This window comes from Roseimaritima multifibrata, from assembly GCF_007741495.1.
Lineage (GTDB): Bacteria > Planctomycetota > Planctomycetia > Pirellulales > Pirellulaceae > Roseimaritima > Roseimaritima multifibrata.
Window position 1 is genome coordinate 3,409,356 of the sequence record NZ_CP036262.1, and the last position, 15,431, is coordinate 3,424,786.

General features: G+C 54.4%; 9 protein-coding genes. 2 read left to right on the forward strand and 7 right to left on the reverse strand.

Going from position 1 to position 15,431, the window contains the following annotated elements:
- Positions 1-81: 81 nt before the first annotated feature.
- The 7 genes from FF011L_RS12395 to FF011L_RS12435 form a co-directional block, all read right to left on the reverse strand.
- Entirely contained in the window at positions 82-2,043 is a 1,962-nt protein-coding gene (locus FF011L_RS12395; RefSeq protein ID WP_145351967.1) for a hypothetical protein, read from the reverse strand.
- Positions 2,012-5,380, reverse strand: coding sequence for an Eco57I restriction-modification methylase domain-containing protein (locus FF011L_RS12400; RefSeq protein WP_315851710.1), 3,369 nt, complete (start codon positions 5,378-5,380; stop codon positions 2,012-2,014). The genes FF011L_RS12395 and FF011L_RS12400 overlap by 32 nt, the downstream gene beginning before the upstream one ends.
- A gap of 269 nt (positions 5,381-5,649) precedes the next feature.
- The gene (locus tag FF011L_RS27130) at positions 5,650-6,249 is read right to left on the reverse strand and encodes a four helix bundle protein (protein ID WP_315851711.1); all 600 of its coding nucleotides are present in this window, start codon (positions 6,247-6,249) and stop codon (positions 5,650-5,652) included.
- Between the two features lie 986 nt (positions 6,250-7,235).
- Positions 7,236-7,448, reverse strand: a complete 213-nt coding sequence (locus FF011L_RS12420) for a hypothetical protein (RefSeq protein ID WP_145351972.1) — start codon at positions 7,446-7,448, stop codon at positions 7,236-7,238.
- Positions 7,445-8,035, reverse strand: a complete 591-nt coding sequence (locus tag FF011L_RS12425) for an AAA family ATPase (RefSeq protein ID WP_218933169.1) — start codon at positions 8,033-8,035, stop codon at positions 7,445-7,447. Before FF011L_RS12425 ends, FF011L_RS12420 begins: the two co-directional genes overlap by 4 nt.
- 3 nt (positions 8,036-8,038) lie before the next feature.
- Positions 8,039-11,371, reverse strand: coding sequence for a DISARM system SNF2-like helicase DrmD (drmD, locus tag FF011L_RS12430; protein WP_145351973.1), 3,333 nt, complete (start codon positions 11,369-11,371; stop codon positions 8,039-8,041).
- Between the two features lie 32 nt (positions 11,372-11,403).
- Positions 11,404-11,607: a MerR family transcriptional regulator gene (locus tag FF011L_RS12435; protein WP_145351974.1), complete on the reverse strand. Its 204-nt coding sequence runs from the start codon at positions 11,605-11,607 to the stop codon at positions 11,404-11,406.
- A gap of 1,159 nt (positions 11,608-12,766) precedes the next feature.
- On the opposite strand from FF011L_RS12435, the gene FF011L_RS12440 reads away from it, so the two are divergent.
- Together FF011L_RS12440 and FF011L_RS12445 are read left to right on the forward strand one after the other, a co-directional pair.
- Positions 12,767-14,194, forward strand: a complete 1,428-nt coding sequence (locus FF011L_RS12440; RefSeq protein ID WP_145351975.1) for a hypothetical protein — start codon at positions 12,767-12,769, stop codon at positions 14,192-14,194.
- 42 nt (positions 14,195-14,236) lie between these two features.
- Positions 14,237-15,388, forward strand: a complete 1,152-nt coding sequence (locus FF011L_RS12445) for a hypothetical protein (RefSeq protein ID WP_145351976.1) — start codon at positions 14,237-14,239, stop codon at positions 15,386-15,388.
- Positions 15,389-15,431 lie beyond the last annotated feature (43 nt).

Here is a 15,431-nt window from a genome sequence, read left to right on the forward strand (position 1 = left end):
ATTAGTTTTTGAGGGAACGGGGGTAAAGAATAAAGCTGCTAAACAACCGGATTCAGGGCGCGCCATATTCTCGCCAGTTGTTCAAAACGTTAGCTTCAACAACCGTCCTTCAGGCTCGCGGCCGTGGAGGATGAGGCGGGTGTGGGGTTCGTCTTGGGTGCAATAGCTGGGTGGGGCTTTGGTGGTGGTGACGATGTGCTGGAATGATGGTGGCGATTCGCCGAAGCAGCTTTCGAGGTAACAGGCCACGTCGAAGATGCGTTTGAACAAGGGCATTTCCATCTCGCCTTCTCGGGGGCTGTCGTGAATTAAGAACCTTGGGTGGTTTCCGATTCCGGCGATACTGGCCATCACACAGGCCAAATCGAATGAGACGACCGTTGCCATCGCGCTGAGCGCTCGGCCGCCTGGGGTGAGCTCCTTGGCCGGTTTGGGCTGGAGTCCCTTACCATCGACTTGGATCGTGCCGGTCGCGGACTCTTTGAAGACGCGTTGCAAAACTTGGGTGTAGGCAACGGAGGCTTGGGACACACACTGCAAATGATCCATTGCTTCGCGGGCGGTTTCTTGCCTTGCATTGGACACATCGACGGCTTTGGCGAGATCGGCGACCGCCGTGTTGTGCGAAGCGGATTCTTTGGTGACGGTGTCAACTCGCTTTGCGTCAACAACGTGCTGTTTCCATCGGCCGATCTGTTCGTTCAGTTTGGATTCGCTCTCGGCCAGCTTAGACTTAGCGACTTCGAGTTCTTGGTTAGCGTTCTCGAGTTCTTTTTTAAACGCTTCGCAGGCATCGTTCGCTTGCTTTGCCTGCTCTGTTTGCTGACGAACGGTTTCTTCCGCATCCGACTTCTTCTCGTCGATGGACTCATCTTGGCCAAGTTCTCGATGACGTTGCAGTTCTTCCCGAAGCTTACAGGGGTCTGCAGGACACTTATTCAGAAGCGGTGGCTCGGCTTGGACTTGTTTCAAGTCTCGCTGATACTTCTTGGAAGACGTCAAATTGCCGGATGCTTCACCGGCGGCTCGGTTGGCCTGATCCAACTTGGATTGGATGACGGACACTCTTGTCTCTAGCTTCGCAACTTGCGTGTTCTCCCGAACTTCTCGCAGCAGTTCGTGGCTCTGGGCGAGCATGCTCTCAGCCCGCAGCGTCAAAGAAGGCGTTGGCTCATTGCTGAACAGGTCGCTCTCCTTGGCGGGTTCGTCACTGACAACTTTTGGGCCTTCCATTGAGTCTCGGAGGCTTTCTTCTCGCAGGGTCGCTGAACGCGAATGTTTTTCAGCGGCTGCTTTTGCTTTCCGTTGTTCTGACTGCAAGTGGCGGTGCTCGTTTCGTAGCTTGGCTTCGTCTTCGCTCATCAATCCGCAGAGCCATTGCATCATCAACTTGTTGATGTTCAGGTCTCCCGGCTGGCCCAGGTTCGTACCCGCGTGTCGCCATTCGTTGGCTTGGCGATAACCGCATTCGCAATCGCGGGCCAGCCATCCGAGAACATCGGCCCAGCGAGGCAGGCGATCTTTGGCAATCTCGAATCGCGGGAGGTCACCGACAATGACTCGGTCAATCTGTTTCAGGAATGACTTAAACGGAATCGTCTCGACAGCATCATCGAAGGCGTCCTCCCAAGCATCACTCTTGACGACGATTGACGCGGCTGGTTCGTGGTCGTGAAGCGGACGACGAACGATCCAGTCGTCGCCATCAACACGCCAGTGCGCGACCACCACGCCACTCGGAACCACTTTCGCCAGTTCCGCCTGTGATTCCTCGGCCGCATAGTTGGCTTCACCGGCCGTGTAGCGGATCAATCGCATCAGCAGCGTTTTGCCAACACTATGGGCGACCACGTCTTCTTCCAGATCAGACCGCTCCTCGGTGCGAATGATGTTCAGACCGCACTCAAACGGAACCTTGCGAATCCAATTGGAAGGGTTCGGATCGTGCAGAATGACCAATTCGCGAATCCAGACAAGCGGCTCCGTGCGATTGGCATTGGGAATCAAGTCCTCATGCAGAGGAAACAAGACCGGGTCTTGCATCGGTCACCCCCTCGTTGACAGTTGCCAAATCGTTGCCGTCTTCGATTGCCCGCTCGAAGATCGCTTTGGTTTCTTCCAGTGCCGTTTGATCGGCGGCGGATAGATCACCAAGCGGCGGTTGCACCGATCCGATCTTCAGAACCTGTTGAGCCGTGCTGGGATGCTTCTCCAGATACTTCTTGTCGATCAGACCTCCGATCAAGGCGTCACGTCCGGCGTCGGTACGAGGGATCGTCTTTGGCGGATCGTCCACACCCAACCGCGACTTGCGGAGCTTCGGTGATCGCATGGCAATGAAGGCTTCATCAACGGCACGCCGGGTGATCAAGCCGAAGTAGCGAACGATCATCAGCACGACGGCTTCGTCGCGATCGAGCTCATCAAATAGCGGCGTTGCTTCGGTTCTCTGCGGCTTTTTAGATTTCTTCTTATCTTCCTTGCTTTCTTTCTTCTCTTCTTCCTTCTGCTTGCCTAGCAGTTGTTCTTCTTTGTGGCGTTGTTCGTTGAGTTCGAGGAGGCGGGCGAGGACTTCGTCGCGGAATTCGTCGGGCCAGCGGAAACGCCAGGGCTTTTTCTTTTTGGACTTTTTCTTTGCTGCGGGCGGCCCCGCGTCAGCATCGTCTTCTTCCTCTTCGTAGTCGAGCAGGAACTCACAGCGAGCGCTCTCGGCGAGGTCGTCCCAGCCGTAGGCCCGCAGCACCGCTCCATCCATCAAACCGTGAAGACGACGAAGCTCTAAGATGCCCTCCGATTGCTCATGCGGATCATGAAACCGGTTGTAAATAGAGGTTAGCCCCTCCTTTTGGTCTAACATCAGTGTCGATCGAAATTCGCAATAGTCATTTCCGATTCGTTCAACTCCTTGGATCGAATCAGTTGACGGAAGTGGATACGTCTCGAAACAATCAGTTGGCGTATACCGCAGGTCGTCTTTCATTGATGATCCAAAACAACGCGCCCACATTTCGTGGCATCGCGATTGCAAGACGGCGAACAGTCCCAGCGTATCAAACGCAAAAACGCGAAGTGATTGCGCGTAAACATAGTTGCCTGGCAAGAAGGCAAATGAATGATGTGGACTCGTCTCAGCCGTGACGATTAGACGTTCGAGACCAGAAATTGATTCAAACATCTCGTCTCGTCTGCGCCCGAACTTCCACCAAAAGGCGCGGAGCTTCTTCTCACTCTTCTTCATGCGTTCAGGTTTTACCTTCTCAGTCGCAATCTCGACCAATTCCGGCCATTTCGAGAAACATTCTTCAAGTGGCCTGTTCCCAAAGTTGATTACGTATCGTGAGGGTCGATGACGTGGGTCGTTGTTAAGTTCTTGGCCTCCGATAAAAGGCGAGACTATGCTAACCTTCGATTGCGACTCACTTCGCAGTTGTTCAAGTACAGCAATTGGCGTGGCTACACCTTTTGAATCGTCGTCATCGAATGTGAAACCCATTCCGTTGATGTCAACGCCTTTGAAACACAGCCCACAGGACGTGTTAAGTGTGTGTGGGTTTTTGTTGCCCCCTGATGTGAAAAGAAAAGCCGTGATTTTTTCAACGGGCTTTCCGTCGAGCACAGGATCACTGGTGGGCAGATGTTTGGCAAAAAACACCTGACTCACAACGACGGCAGCCTCCCCCGGCCATCGCATTCTGCGAATAGCGTTGTAAATTGTTCCACCATGTTCGCAGATGTACGCGAGCCCAGTTTGGCGAGTGTCTCCTTGGGCAATCGTGTTAGACGCAATAAGTCCCGAAGTCCCAGCGCTGCGAATCTTGCTAAAACACTGTCGAAAGAAATAAGCAACCAAGTCACCGTTGCCGTGTGACTCTGGCGTCATGGCCATGATCCAGTCAAGAAACGGTTTTCCAACTGCGCCGCTTATCTTGCTTCCTCCCAAGAACGGCGGATTCCCCACAAACGCATCGAACCCGCCATTCTCCCTCGCAAACACTTCAGGAAACTCAATCTCCCAATGAAACGCAGGGATGGGGTGCGAGCCTGCGCGCAGCCGCGCGGCGGCCTGGCCCAAAACGCGACGCGACTCGAAATCTACGGGAGTGGTGAGTGATTGGTGGTGAGTGGTGAGTGTCTGGTTGGATGACTTATTGCTGATGCTGGAAAGATACGAACTGGCGAGCCCGAACAGGCGTTCGACTTCCTCTTCACGCTCCTTCTTTTTCTGACTCGCAAAGAAACCGCTCACACATGCATCGCCCACCAGACGGATCAGGTCCAGTGCCTCATCGCTACTGGCCATCCTCGCTGCCTGATCGCGATACGGCACATCTTCGCGGGCGTTGAGGATTTTGGCTCGCGCTTCGGTCGCTCGATCCAGACGACGCTGAATCAGGTCTTCGCCAAACTTCTTCTGCTTTTTAACTTCCCAATGGAAGCCAATGATTTGCTCGCGCGTCAGACCCACCAGCGAATCGCCGTGACGCAGGGCATGGTCTAGAAACGTGAAGGCGTGGTCTTTGGCCAGCGTCACCAGCCATAACGAGAGTTTGGCCAGATCGACCGCCATCACATTCTTGTCCACTCCGTAGAGACATCGCTGGGCGATCAGACGGCGGGCGTAAAGCACTTCGTCTTCATCGGGGGGGATGAGTGGTGGGTAGCGAGTGGTGGGTGGAGAGTGAGTCGGCGAATTTTTTTCCTCGCCACTCTCCACACTCCCCTCGCCACTCGAATGCGCGTACCACGCTTTGATTAAATGATCGCCCAACTGGCGGCACGCTTCCACCAGAAAGGCTCCGCTGCCCATCGCCGGGTCGCAGATTTTTAGATCGAGGATTTGGGACGGGTGAGGTGTGCCTATTTCGCGGGCTGCCTGGGCGTGCTTGATCTTCCGTTTGGAGGCGCGGATTCGTATGTCGATTTCACCCTGGGTAAATTTCTTCTTGCGGTCTTCTTTGGTTGGTTCCCAGACCGTGGGGAGGTCGGCCGTGGGGTCGCAGAGCTGTTTGAGGATCGGCTCGAGTGTGGTGCGGACGATCGGCTCGGTCAGGGAACGAGGGGTGTAGTGCGATCCACTGCGGCGGCGCTCGTCGGAGGGCTGAAGCACTATGGCACCGGCTGGGACGACTCGCGGCGTGACTTTCTTAGCGATCTTCTTGTCGAGTGCGGTGAGCAGTTCTTCGATGTTGGTCGCGGCCTTGAGCAGTTTGGCATCGGCCGTACCGACTTTCTGATCTGCGTTTTCCTTTAGCCACTTGCCTCGGTCTTTGCCCGCTGTTTCCAACAACTCGTCCAGATCAATCGTCGCTGGTGCTCCATGCGACTTGACTGGCTTGATCGCGATCGACTTGCCGGTGGCAACCTGCAAGTTGAATCCCATCACGGTTTCGTAAACGCTACCGATCTGTTCGACGTCGAGTGTCCGGTAGCTGAGCCTTTCACCGCCGAGGATCAGCAGGTTTTTCAGGACACGAAAGACCGTTCCGTCGCTGACGCGAGGAACTTGGGGTGGAGGATTTTGGGTGGAGTGTTGTGTGGGGTGACTGGAGTGTGTTTTTGGTTCGTCACTCTTCACCCGCCACTCGCTACCCTCCACATTCGTCTCACTCTTCACCCGCCACTCGCTACCCTCCACATTCGTCTCACTCTTCACCCGCCACTCGCCACCCTTCTCTCCAATGATTTGCGAAGTCCTGCCAGCATTCGGCTGATTTGGTCGCTCAGCGAAAGGAGCTTCTTCAGTTCCGGCTCCGGTAGCAACCCGACTCTTTGGCATAGCATCAGATGCGTCTCCACTTCCATCAGCGAGCCCCTGGCGATCCCGAGAAAGTTCAGGAACTCTTTGGTTCCCTTGCGACCCTGTCCCTCCGCGATGTTCGCTGGAATCGACGCCGCCGCTCGGCGTATCTGGCTGGTCATCCCGAATAGCTCTTCCTTCGGAAACGACTTGGTCACCCGATAGCACTCCACCGACAGGTCCATCGCCTTCTGCCAGACCTCCAGGTCCCGATAACTCTGTACTGTCATTACGGTTCTCCACACGTGTTGCAGCACGATCCTTTTCACTCCACTCACCACTCTCCACCCGCCCCTCCAAGAAAGGGTACCTTTCTGGATCAAATAGGTATCCTTTTCGGGCGGGCAGTTTGAATTCGCCGTGCTGCCCGCCTTCGTAGACCAAACGGAACAGAGTGATGAGTTGGCTCCACGCGCCAAACCGCTGATCCATGGTGTCCGGGAAGCGTCCATCGTCTTCTCTCAAACGCTCAAACAGCCCGGTGACGCTGTAATAGTTGCTGTAGACCGGATCGCTGGACAACAAGTCGCGATCTTCGGAGTAGAGCACAAACACCAACCGCATCAGCACGGTCAGCAGTCCAGAATAGACTTGGTTGGGATCACGAGCCAACACATCAGACAGCAGGTCGCCGTTCCGGACGTCGTTTGCCGCTTGAAAGCCACGCATCAATTCGTAGAGCGCCGCCAAGACCTGTTCAGCCAGTTCCGTCGAGACCGTGTTTTGATACTTGCGGCTGTTGGTCAGTATCGCCGGCAGCCGCTGGCTGTCCCCCATCGAGAACATACGCTCGGACGATAGCAGCATGTGCAGCGCGGCGAACATCGGCCGACCGGCGACTTGCGCCATTTCGGCAACGTTGAACGTCGCGTAGCCGCTGGTCTCGCCACGAGGCGAGTAGACGAGTCGCAGCGAGCGTCCGTTGGACAATATTCCAATGGGAACTTCAGTCTCTCGCAACAATCGCTCGAATTTGGCCTGAGGCGACGCGTTCCAATGGCGACTGTTATCCGAGTCACCGGCATCATCCAAGTCCGTGCCGGTCGCTAATTCCTGGATCAAAAGCTGCCAAGGATTCTGATCTTCCTCGGGTTTGAAGACGGGGACTGCATGCGTCGGTCGGAGCGTCTCGCTGTACTGAGGCAAGACAACTTCCAACTTCGCCATGTCGCCGTGTAGGATTTCACGAGCGGGCACGTCGATCAGGTCCATCGATTCCCAGCCCAGGACGGCTTGCACGAATTCGCGTAGGTCGCGAATCTCCGGTTGCGTTACGCCGGCGTCGTCTTGCACCAAGCATTCTAAGAACCGCGCGTGCTCTCCCAAGACGTTTTTATTGACGTAACACTGAGCCTCCAGCATCGCCGGGATGGACACGACCAAGCCCACGGGCTGGACATAGCCAAGCCATTCAATGTGAGCAAATTCTTCGGGTGATTTAGCCATTGTTTTTGGGACGGTCGCTGTTTTGGCTAAGCTCGGCACGAGCTTCGGAAGCGGACAGGCGGACAATTTTTCCGTCACGCCACACGATCACGTCGGTGCCGGTGCGTTCAGCTCGCAAGACGGCTTGTTCGCCGGCATCATGACACGCTGCGGCAATCTTCTCGTCCACCGAGAGTTGATCTATTTTATGGTTGGGTCGAATCATGATTCACTTTCCCATTTAGAGGTGATGGCGTTCCATAGCTCGCTATCGGCCACACGCGACTTGCCATCAAGGCGGCGCCAGATAGTTCGAGGGGGTGTAACCGCGCCGTTCAGCACCCATGCGTCATCGACGAGATGTAGGTAGAAGTGCTGCAAATTACTCAAACCACGCGAATAACGGCGGCGAATATCGGGTTCCGGGATATTGTGTCCGCCCTGGGCAACTCGCCCTGCAACGCGCTCAATTGCCATTTCTTCGCTGGGCAGCCAAAGGAAAAATAACGTGACTGCAAATCCGCTCTCACGCCACGCTGGAATGCGTCGTCGGTAACTGCGTCCGGCAAGGGTAGTTTCCAAAGCAAAACTATTCGAACCAGATTGCAATTCATCGAGTCGCTCCAGAAAGATCTCCGAGGCTTTCAGATTTTGTCTTTCCGGGGCAAACGGCGATAAACCTGAAGCAATTAGATCTGCATTGAGGAACTCGTCACAGTCAACGTAACGGCAAAGGTAGCTCTCGACAAATGTCGATTTGCCCGCGCCGTTTGGTCCCGCAATGATGCTGATCGTTTTTTTCATTTTTCCCATGCGTTACCCCGTGGCCGGCCAGAGGTAGACTAATCCAACCGGTTCGATCCGTTTGGCCTGGACGTTGTAAATGCTGGCGATGCGATCGGGCTCGGTTTTGAGTTCGCCACGCAATTCGTCAAGACGCTTTGCCCAGTAGCGTTTATTGGCATCGAGCTGCAGTAGTTCGTCGTCGATCTCACCGAAGTCGAGTCGCATTTGATTCGGGTCGAGCTTAGAGATCCGCTTCATCGTGCTGGAAATGTGTTTCTGTTGCGTTTCCAGAATCTCTCGCATCGCCTTGGCTTCGGCAGTACCGCGCGCGGCCAGTTTCTTCTCTGCGTCAGCGGCGTACTCTTCGCCCCGAATTTCTAGATGAGGAAGCAGGTCGCGAATGTCACCGGCAGCAGCGTATTGCAGTTGCTGCGTGACTGCAGGTGTCAGCTTGACTCCGCTGGCTTTCAGTAAGGAATCGTCTAGCAAACCCATTGTCTTCGCTTCGGCGTCTTTGGCGTACGGCGAGAGCGGCCCCTTCCGAATGCTCGGATCGGACCAGCGGGCCGTGACGGGAATGAGCTCTTCGTGCAAGCGAGCCGCTCCTTCACCGTATAGAGCCAATCGTCCGAGTAGGATGACACGGGGAATCGAGTCCGTGGCCTGAGCGAAGCATGCACGCGACAGGTCGTGATGGACGAAGCCTTGAGCGGTGAATCGACCGAGCAACCGCTGGACGACCCGTTGTTCAAGATGCAAGTGAACCAGGTCGTTACCAACGACGCCGGGATCTTCAAAGACAACGGGACGAATCGGCGACGATCGCCGCCACTCCCACAGTTTCTGGTCTCGCTTTCGCGGCACCCGCAGCGTGTCCATCGTTTCGGCCCAAGTCGGGTCGGCACCAGAACGTTGGTCGATGGCTGGAAAGGTAAAGCAGCTGGCTCCGTTGTCGTCTTTCGTCTCGTCGAGCGTCTCGGTCCCGAGTAGGGCCAGCGAACACGAAATCGCCGATTGAAAGTGTTCATCGCTCAACCCGATACTCTTGCGAGACTTTTCAAGGAGCGTCCGAAGTCGGTCTATTTGCTCTCGGAGCTCCGTTTGACGCTCTCGCGACGCTTCAAGTTCGTCCTCGATCGCGGCACGGTGGTACTCGTCAATATCAGTGGAGTCGATTTCTGCCTCGAGGTCGTTAATCGTACCGTGGCGAATACCGAGGCTCATGGACTTGGTCAGTTTCGCGTCGATGACTTGCGATAGACTTCCGAGCTCTTTCTTGATGGTCTCCGTCTTGCGAATCAACACTTGCAGGATTCGGTCTTCGGGACGCTGGGTGTAAACGAAGTAGTGACAGAAGACTTCGTCCTTGGCTTGCAGCTTTCGGTCGATCCGCCCGTTGCGCTGCTCCATCCGGCTAGGGTTCCAAGGAACATCAAAGTGAAACAGGTTGTTACAGTGAGCCTGCAGGTTTAGGCCTTCACGAGCGGCATCGGTTGCGACCAGAATTCGTACTGGATGTTTGCGCGGGTCGGTGTTGAACGCCTGTTTGATTTCTTCGCGTTTGGGTGGTGGAGTGGGACCATGGAAAATATTGATCCGAGCATCCGCTCGGTCGCTGCCTCTGATCGCCGCCTCCAAGCGATTGACGAGATAGCGTTTGGTGTCGTCGTACTCGGTAAAGATTAACACACGGGTGTCGTTCCACTGGGCGTTTTTCTTGCCGAGGTCGGGACACATGTGTTCGCGGATCCACTGGATCAGCTTCTCGGTTCGAGCGTCCGTTTTGCTTCGCGACTGCTCGGCGACATCTGTCATCTGTTCGAGCAGTTCCTGCTCACGAGAGAACAGCCCCTTGGAAGCCACGTCACCGGTTGGCCCGACCGTCGCGGCCGAGACAGCTTCGACCTGTATTGCGACCTCGTTTTCCATTTCCTCTTCGGTCAACGTCGCCCGTTCGTCATCGCTGTCGACGCTGCCGGAAAGTAGGTCGGCTGAACGCAAGCTTGGAGCGCGATCGAGGGATTTGACACGATACGACTCAGGTGACTCAGCAGCGAACGACAATTGCCCTGTATCACTCGCTTGTTGGTCGATCTTGAGATGCTTGTCCCATTGGCGTTTGACCGTATTGCGATGCACTTTTAGCGTTTTCGCAAAAGCTTCGATGGAAGAAAGCAAGCGCTGCTGCAGCCCGGTGATCAGCAAACCAGAAGCCGCCTGTTTGCGTTTCGTTTCTTTTTCAAGACGCTCTTCACGAGTTTGTCTGTATTCGTTAAGCAAACGCGAGAGCTTGAGTTCTGGGGCATCTTCCGGCAGCCCTTCGATCGTGACTTGAACAACCCGGCGTTTGGGGAAGCCACCCTGGATCTCGCGGATGTCTTCTTTGATACGGCGAACGATGGTTTCGTCTCGGTGCTTCGCGGAGACGGGAACGCCCCGACAGAAGCGTTGCGGGTCGAGGATTTCCAACAATGCCGAAAAACTGTTGGAATGGCCGTTGTGCGGCGTCGCCGACAGAAACAGCCGATGCTCGAAACGTGGGGCCAAATCGCGTACCGACCGGGTGATTTGGGAGTCGATGGCGTACTTCTGACCGCTGGATGGTGCGGCGTGGTGGGCTTCATCAAGAATGAACAACGATCCGCTACGGAACGAGCCAAGGTGATCGCGCAGTGGGCCAGCGTAAGCTTCATCGATGAGTAAACGATGAGAGATCAGGAAACGCGTGTGTGTACTCCATGGGTTTACACTGAATCCACGTTCACGCCGAACACGCTTCATGTAGTCCTTGTCGAGAATCTCGAACGTCAATCCGAAGCGAGCTTCCAATTCCTCTTTCCATTGCAGCAGCATGGAAGGCGGGCAGGAAACAAAGATTTCGCGGACCTTTTTACGCAAGAGCAGTTCGCGTGCGATCAATCCAGCTTCGATCGTTTTGCCCAGGCCGACGTCGTCAGCGATGAACAAATTGACGCGAGGAAGCAGCAACGCTTTGCGTAGCGGCTCCAATTGGTAGGCGTCCAGTCGGATGCCGGCTCGGAACGGCGACTGAAACAGTTTCGGGTCGGTCGACGTAACGCAGTTCCACTTGAGTGTGTTTAAGTAAGCGGCGAATAACTTTGATTCGTCGAAACCTTTTGCGGCGATCGTTTCCCAGGCCTCACTGGTCAACACCTGCGGGTCGAGCTCTTTTTCCCAAAGAACTTCAAGCGGAGCGCCTTGGTTGTCGTCATCGACGCAGGACAATTTCACCAGCGTGCTGTCAGCGACCCGTTTCGGCTTGATGATCTGCTCGACGAGGTAGGTTCGCTGGCGAATACGAGCGATTTGCCCAGGCTGAAGTGTTTTGATGGTGGTTGTCATGCTGGTCATCCCGCCGTGCGGCATACTCGTGTTTATTTTCCTGGCTTCTTGGCGGAACGCTCAATTCGTTTCAGGAACTGATCCAGGTCGCGACGCTTAAACAGTCGATAACCGTTGGCCGGATTGCGATGAACCGGAATCTTTCCGTCCTTGGCCCAAGTGCGGATGGTGTTTTGGGACACGCCTAGTATTTCCGCTGCTTCAGCGGTCAATGCGTATTCACAGAGTTTGGTCATGGCTGAATCCTCGTGTGCAATATGCCCCCGAATCGTCAGCGGGACAGTGTACCAAACCCTGCAACGCCGTGACACCATGTCCGCAGTGCGCTTGCGACAATCTCTCGTAGTCCGAAAGACAAACCTTATCGCGTTTCTAGCGAGTTCGCGAAATTCGCTTCGGAGAGTAAGCTCACTCGATTCGCTGAATGAATGGAACCCTGACGCAAGCCAGTGATTGCCCGCTTCTGGAAATTTCCCCAACACTATGCAATGCATTCTTCCGACGTTCCAGCTTGACTGCATCGGACGGTATGGCAGTGTCAGCAGTAGATCGCCGACATACTAGCGATTGCTTCGTCGGATTGTCCGCATTGACGAGCCCACAGAAATCGACGTTGCTCTGAGTGTTGGACAGCCGGCTCTGTCGCTAATGTCTGGCTGATCGTCGACTATCATGAATCAACGGTGAACTGTTCTCATGCCGCGATTGAGGTAAACGTAGCAGACGCACACCGGCCGCCGACGAGCATTCGCGATGTGACACGGTGTTGGCGCATCATTGAGCTCCTTCATGTTAGATCGAAGAAGTTGACGCGTCACGTTTTCGGGGCAGATTATATCCCGCGCCCGCTAGCTGGCTTATGGAAGTCGATATTAAGCATGGGCTGCCGTTGTTTGACTCGGGGCATGTGATGCATGTGCATCAGGCAAACGCAAACGCAAAGGCAAAGGCAGCCAGCAGACCGCGCCGCGGGGCAGTGCGGCAACAATCTACTGACCACCAAACCTTTTAGCGTATCAGCTTTCCGAGGCGTCGCGGATATCTCCGGTTTTTCAAGACTGGCAAATTCGCCAGTCTTGATAGGCATTGCCAGTGCCTCCCCTCGTCACCCAACGTGTGCAATTCCTGATTAAAGATCGCGAACAGTTTGCCTCCTTCCAATGGATGAACTAAGATACCACCTGAGGGGCAGTTCTTCTTACGAATAGTCGCTTTCGGTTCCGTCACCTTCGGCTCGGGATCTCGTATACTTTCCGTCGACCAGACCAAACTGTCCCCGATTTGATTTTTTGAGACCTGATTTTTGTGGCTATTCAAGGAAACCTGCTCCAAGTGCTCGTCAGTTTGGCGAAGATTCACAGAAGTAACGGCGGCGGAATTGGAAGGCTGTTCTCTGTGAAGAAAATCAGCGAATTTTCGTTGGAAATATCCGATCTCGATGGTTCAGCGGATGATTTTCGCAACGCAGGTCAGCGATCAACTTGCGAGACGGCTAAGTTAAATCAACCGGTCGCAAGATTCTTTTTAAACCCAGGGCAACCCCCGCAACCCGGCGACGATTTGGTGGCGTTGGGCGTGACAGCGATGGAAATGCGTCTGGGGGCATCGAAATGCCCGTCAACGGAAAAGTTGTTCGGTCAAGAATATCGCAACGCACTATTGCAAAAGTTCGGACGTCGATTCTTAGCGTCTCCCGAGGATCGGCTGATCCGAACATTGGTAAGCATCACAGACCCATCCATCGCTGCAGGAGATCTTTTGGGCAGCCATGTGCGTCATGTCCGTTTGACACGCGACGGTGGCATCAAGTTGATGTCCAATATCTCGTTCGCCCGCCATTCCAAGCTTGCAGTCTTCGCTATGGTTGCATTGGGTGGTTTGATGTACTGGTTTCTAACGACCCGGGAAAATCGTGTTCGCAGTGAATACGAGCGGGCGAAAGTTGAGCACCAGCTAAGCAAATCGGACCTGGGTAGCAAAATTGATGATGCTCGTACGGAACTTGCCAGCATCAAAGAACGGCTCGCCGCGCGTGAAGAACAGGGCGATCCTATCGAAGAGCGTTTCCCGAACAAGTTTCAGAACGATCCGAGATACCTGACATTCAAAGATGAACCCGTGTTTGCAAGTTCATCGTTTGTCGAGCTGTTGGATCGAAACGATCACTCACGTGCAGAGAAAGATAAGATCGAGAAGTGTTTGAAAGAGTTGGGGGATGCCTGGCGGGTATGGAAAGGCCTGATCATTGGGGCGAAGCTGCAGAGCGACTTAGAAATAGAAATCAGTGGCGAGACCGATGTCCAGGTCGAAAAGATCCTGCGGGCTTGGATAAAGACGGTGAATCGTGGCGGCCGTTACCCAATCCGTCTGGTCTCCGCAAGATATCCTAAAAATTTAGTTGGGTATCCCCTGCGATTGACGCTGACGAATCAAGCCAACAGTGATGCGATTGAATGGAAGGCAGGTGCGAACGGGAAGTTTGGCGAACCAAGCCAAGTAGACTTCAAATGGAAGTTGGGCGAGCCCGTCGAGGTGTGTTTGGAATCTTTCTCGAACTGGAATTGGAACTGGAACAACAAACACGTATCGCAGTACGACGGTGCTCTATCGCTCTTGAAAACTGAGCTTGCCCCGGAGACTGAAGGTCCATTTCGAATTCAATTCGAAATTGAAAATCCACCGGGCCCACCGCTCAAATTGGTGTCTAGCCAGGTTGAACCAATAGAGCCGAATGGACCGCAAGGGTCCGATTCTATTCCAAAGCCGAAGCCTGAGGGGGGCCCGATAGACCTACCTTTTGACCCACTTTCCGAATTCAATTGACAACTCACCGCGGCCAATCTTCACCATTAGAAAGTTCTGATCATGCGACCACTCGTCTTGCTATTCATTATCTGCGTCTCTGCCACATCGTTCGTAGTGGCAGAAACGCCAGCGTCGAAACCCAAATTCGCACCCGTTAAATCGAGCGAACTGCTTGAGCGATATCCTACCGGCAAAAAGTGGCAGTCCCTAGCAGTTGCGCGTGTTGATGGTTCAGCGGAGAAGTCAGACTGGGGACTTCAAGGAACCGTCAATTTTTTGCAAACGAATCGGTATCAAACATTGGTGACGGTCGTGCAACATGATCAAAGTGGTGAAACTCACGACATCAAATTGCGAATCGATGTGATCGATGCCGGCTCGACCAAAATCATCACCGATCGAAAGCTTCGGTTGGTTGGTTTCGACGCGAGCGATCCATTATTCAAGCTGGCGATTGAGAATGGAATCAAGCTGGGCACGTCCGTTTCGCCTCCGGCAAGGGTTGCCCAGATGGTGCTGCAGAAGTGGGAAGAAATCGACCCGGGATACCAAAAAACACTCTCTCGGGTGGCGAGTGCGGTCGGACTGCGAATCGAGGACTACACAAAGGACGAGGGCACTCGATTGCTAGATGAACCCCGGATATATAGCGGTTGTTCATTCGAAGCTAGATGGGTCAACGGATTTGGATTTGTAGAGCCCCCCACGCAGGTGGGCAGTCCAGACGGACGTCGCGTCGTGCTCTCTGTGGAAGATCTGCAGCAATGGGCAGCAGGAGCCGATCCATTGGCCAGTCTCTACATATTTCCTTCGCTAAGAAAGCAGTTAGGAGATCGTTGGACCCTGGACGCCAGTCGTGCCACGTCCGTTTTTTCAGGTCGCGGAGATGCATCCAGCCGTGGTGAAATCAATCTACAGTATCGTCGCGATGGCGATTACGACGGCGAGAAGGTACGCGAGCTGTCGATTACGAGTGGCAATGTCGATGTGACGGTGCGTGGCCAAGACCGAGATACGCGGTATCAAATTCATTCGATGGACGGCTATATGAAGGTCTCGCACGATGACGCAATGTTGCGCAACGCTTATGGCACCGGCAAGTTTGGGTATTCGTCTTTTTCGACTGATCACCTGTTGTTCAAGGCTTCCATCAAAAGGGACGTCAACTCGGATTGGCGATACGAAGCTGATCGCCTGCAGAATCAGGAGTGAACCGAGTGCCTGATTGGACCAGCGAAGAGTCTGGAATCTGTTT

What these genes read in the sequence shown, in the direction of transcription:
- FF011L_RS12395 (WP_145351967.1), bottom strand. Translation starts at nt 2,043, where the DNA reads ATGCAAGACCCGGTCTTGTTTCCTCTGCATGAGGACTTGATTCCCAAT.
- FF011L_RS12400 (WP_315851710.1), bottom strand. Translation starts at nt 5,380, where the DNA reads ATGGGATTCAACTTGCAGGTTGCCACCGGCAAGTCGATCGCGATCAAG.
- FF011L_RS27130 (WP_315851711.1), bottom strand. Translation starts at nt 6,249, where the DNA reads ATGGACGCTTCCCGGACACCATGGATCAGCGGTTTGGCGCGTGGAGCC.
- FF011L_RS12420 (WP_145351972.1), bottom strand. Translation starts at nt 7,448, where the DNA reads ATGATTCGACCCAACCATAAAATAGATCAACTCTCGGTGGACGAGAAG.
- FF011L_RS12425 (WP_218933169.1), bottom strand. Translation starts at nt 8,035, where the DNA reads ATGGGAAAAATGAAAAAAACGATCAGCATCATTGCGGGACCAAACGGC.
- drmD (WP_145351973.1), bottom strand. Translation starts at nt 11,371, where the DNA reads ATGACAACCACCATCAAAACACTTCAGCCTGGGCAAATCGCTCGTATT.
- FF011L_RS12435 (WP_145351974.1), bottom strand. Translation starts at nt 11,607, where the DNA reads ATGACCAAACTCTGTGAATACGCATTGACCGCTGAAGCAGCGGAAATA.
- FF011L_RS12445 (WP_145351976.1), top strand. Translation starts at nt 14,237, where the DNA reads ATGCGACCACTCGTCTTGCTATTCATTATCTGCGTCTCTGCCACATCG.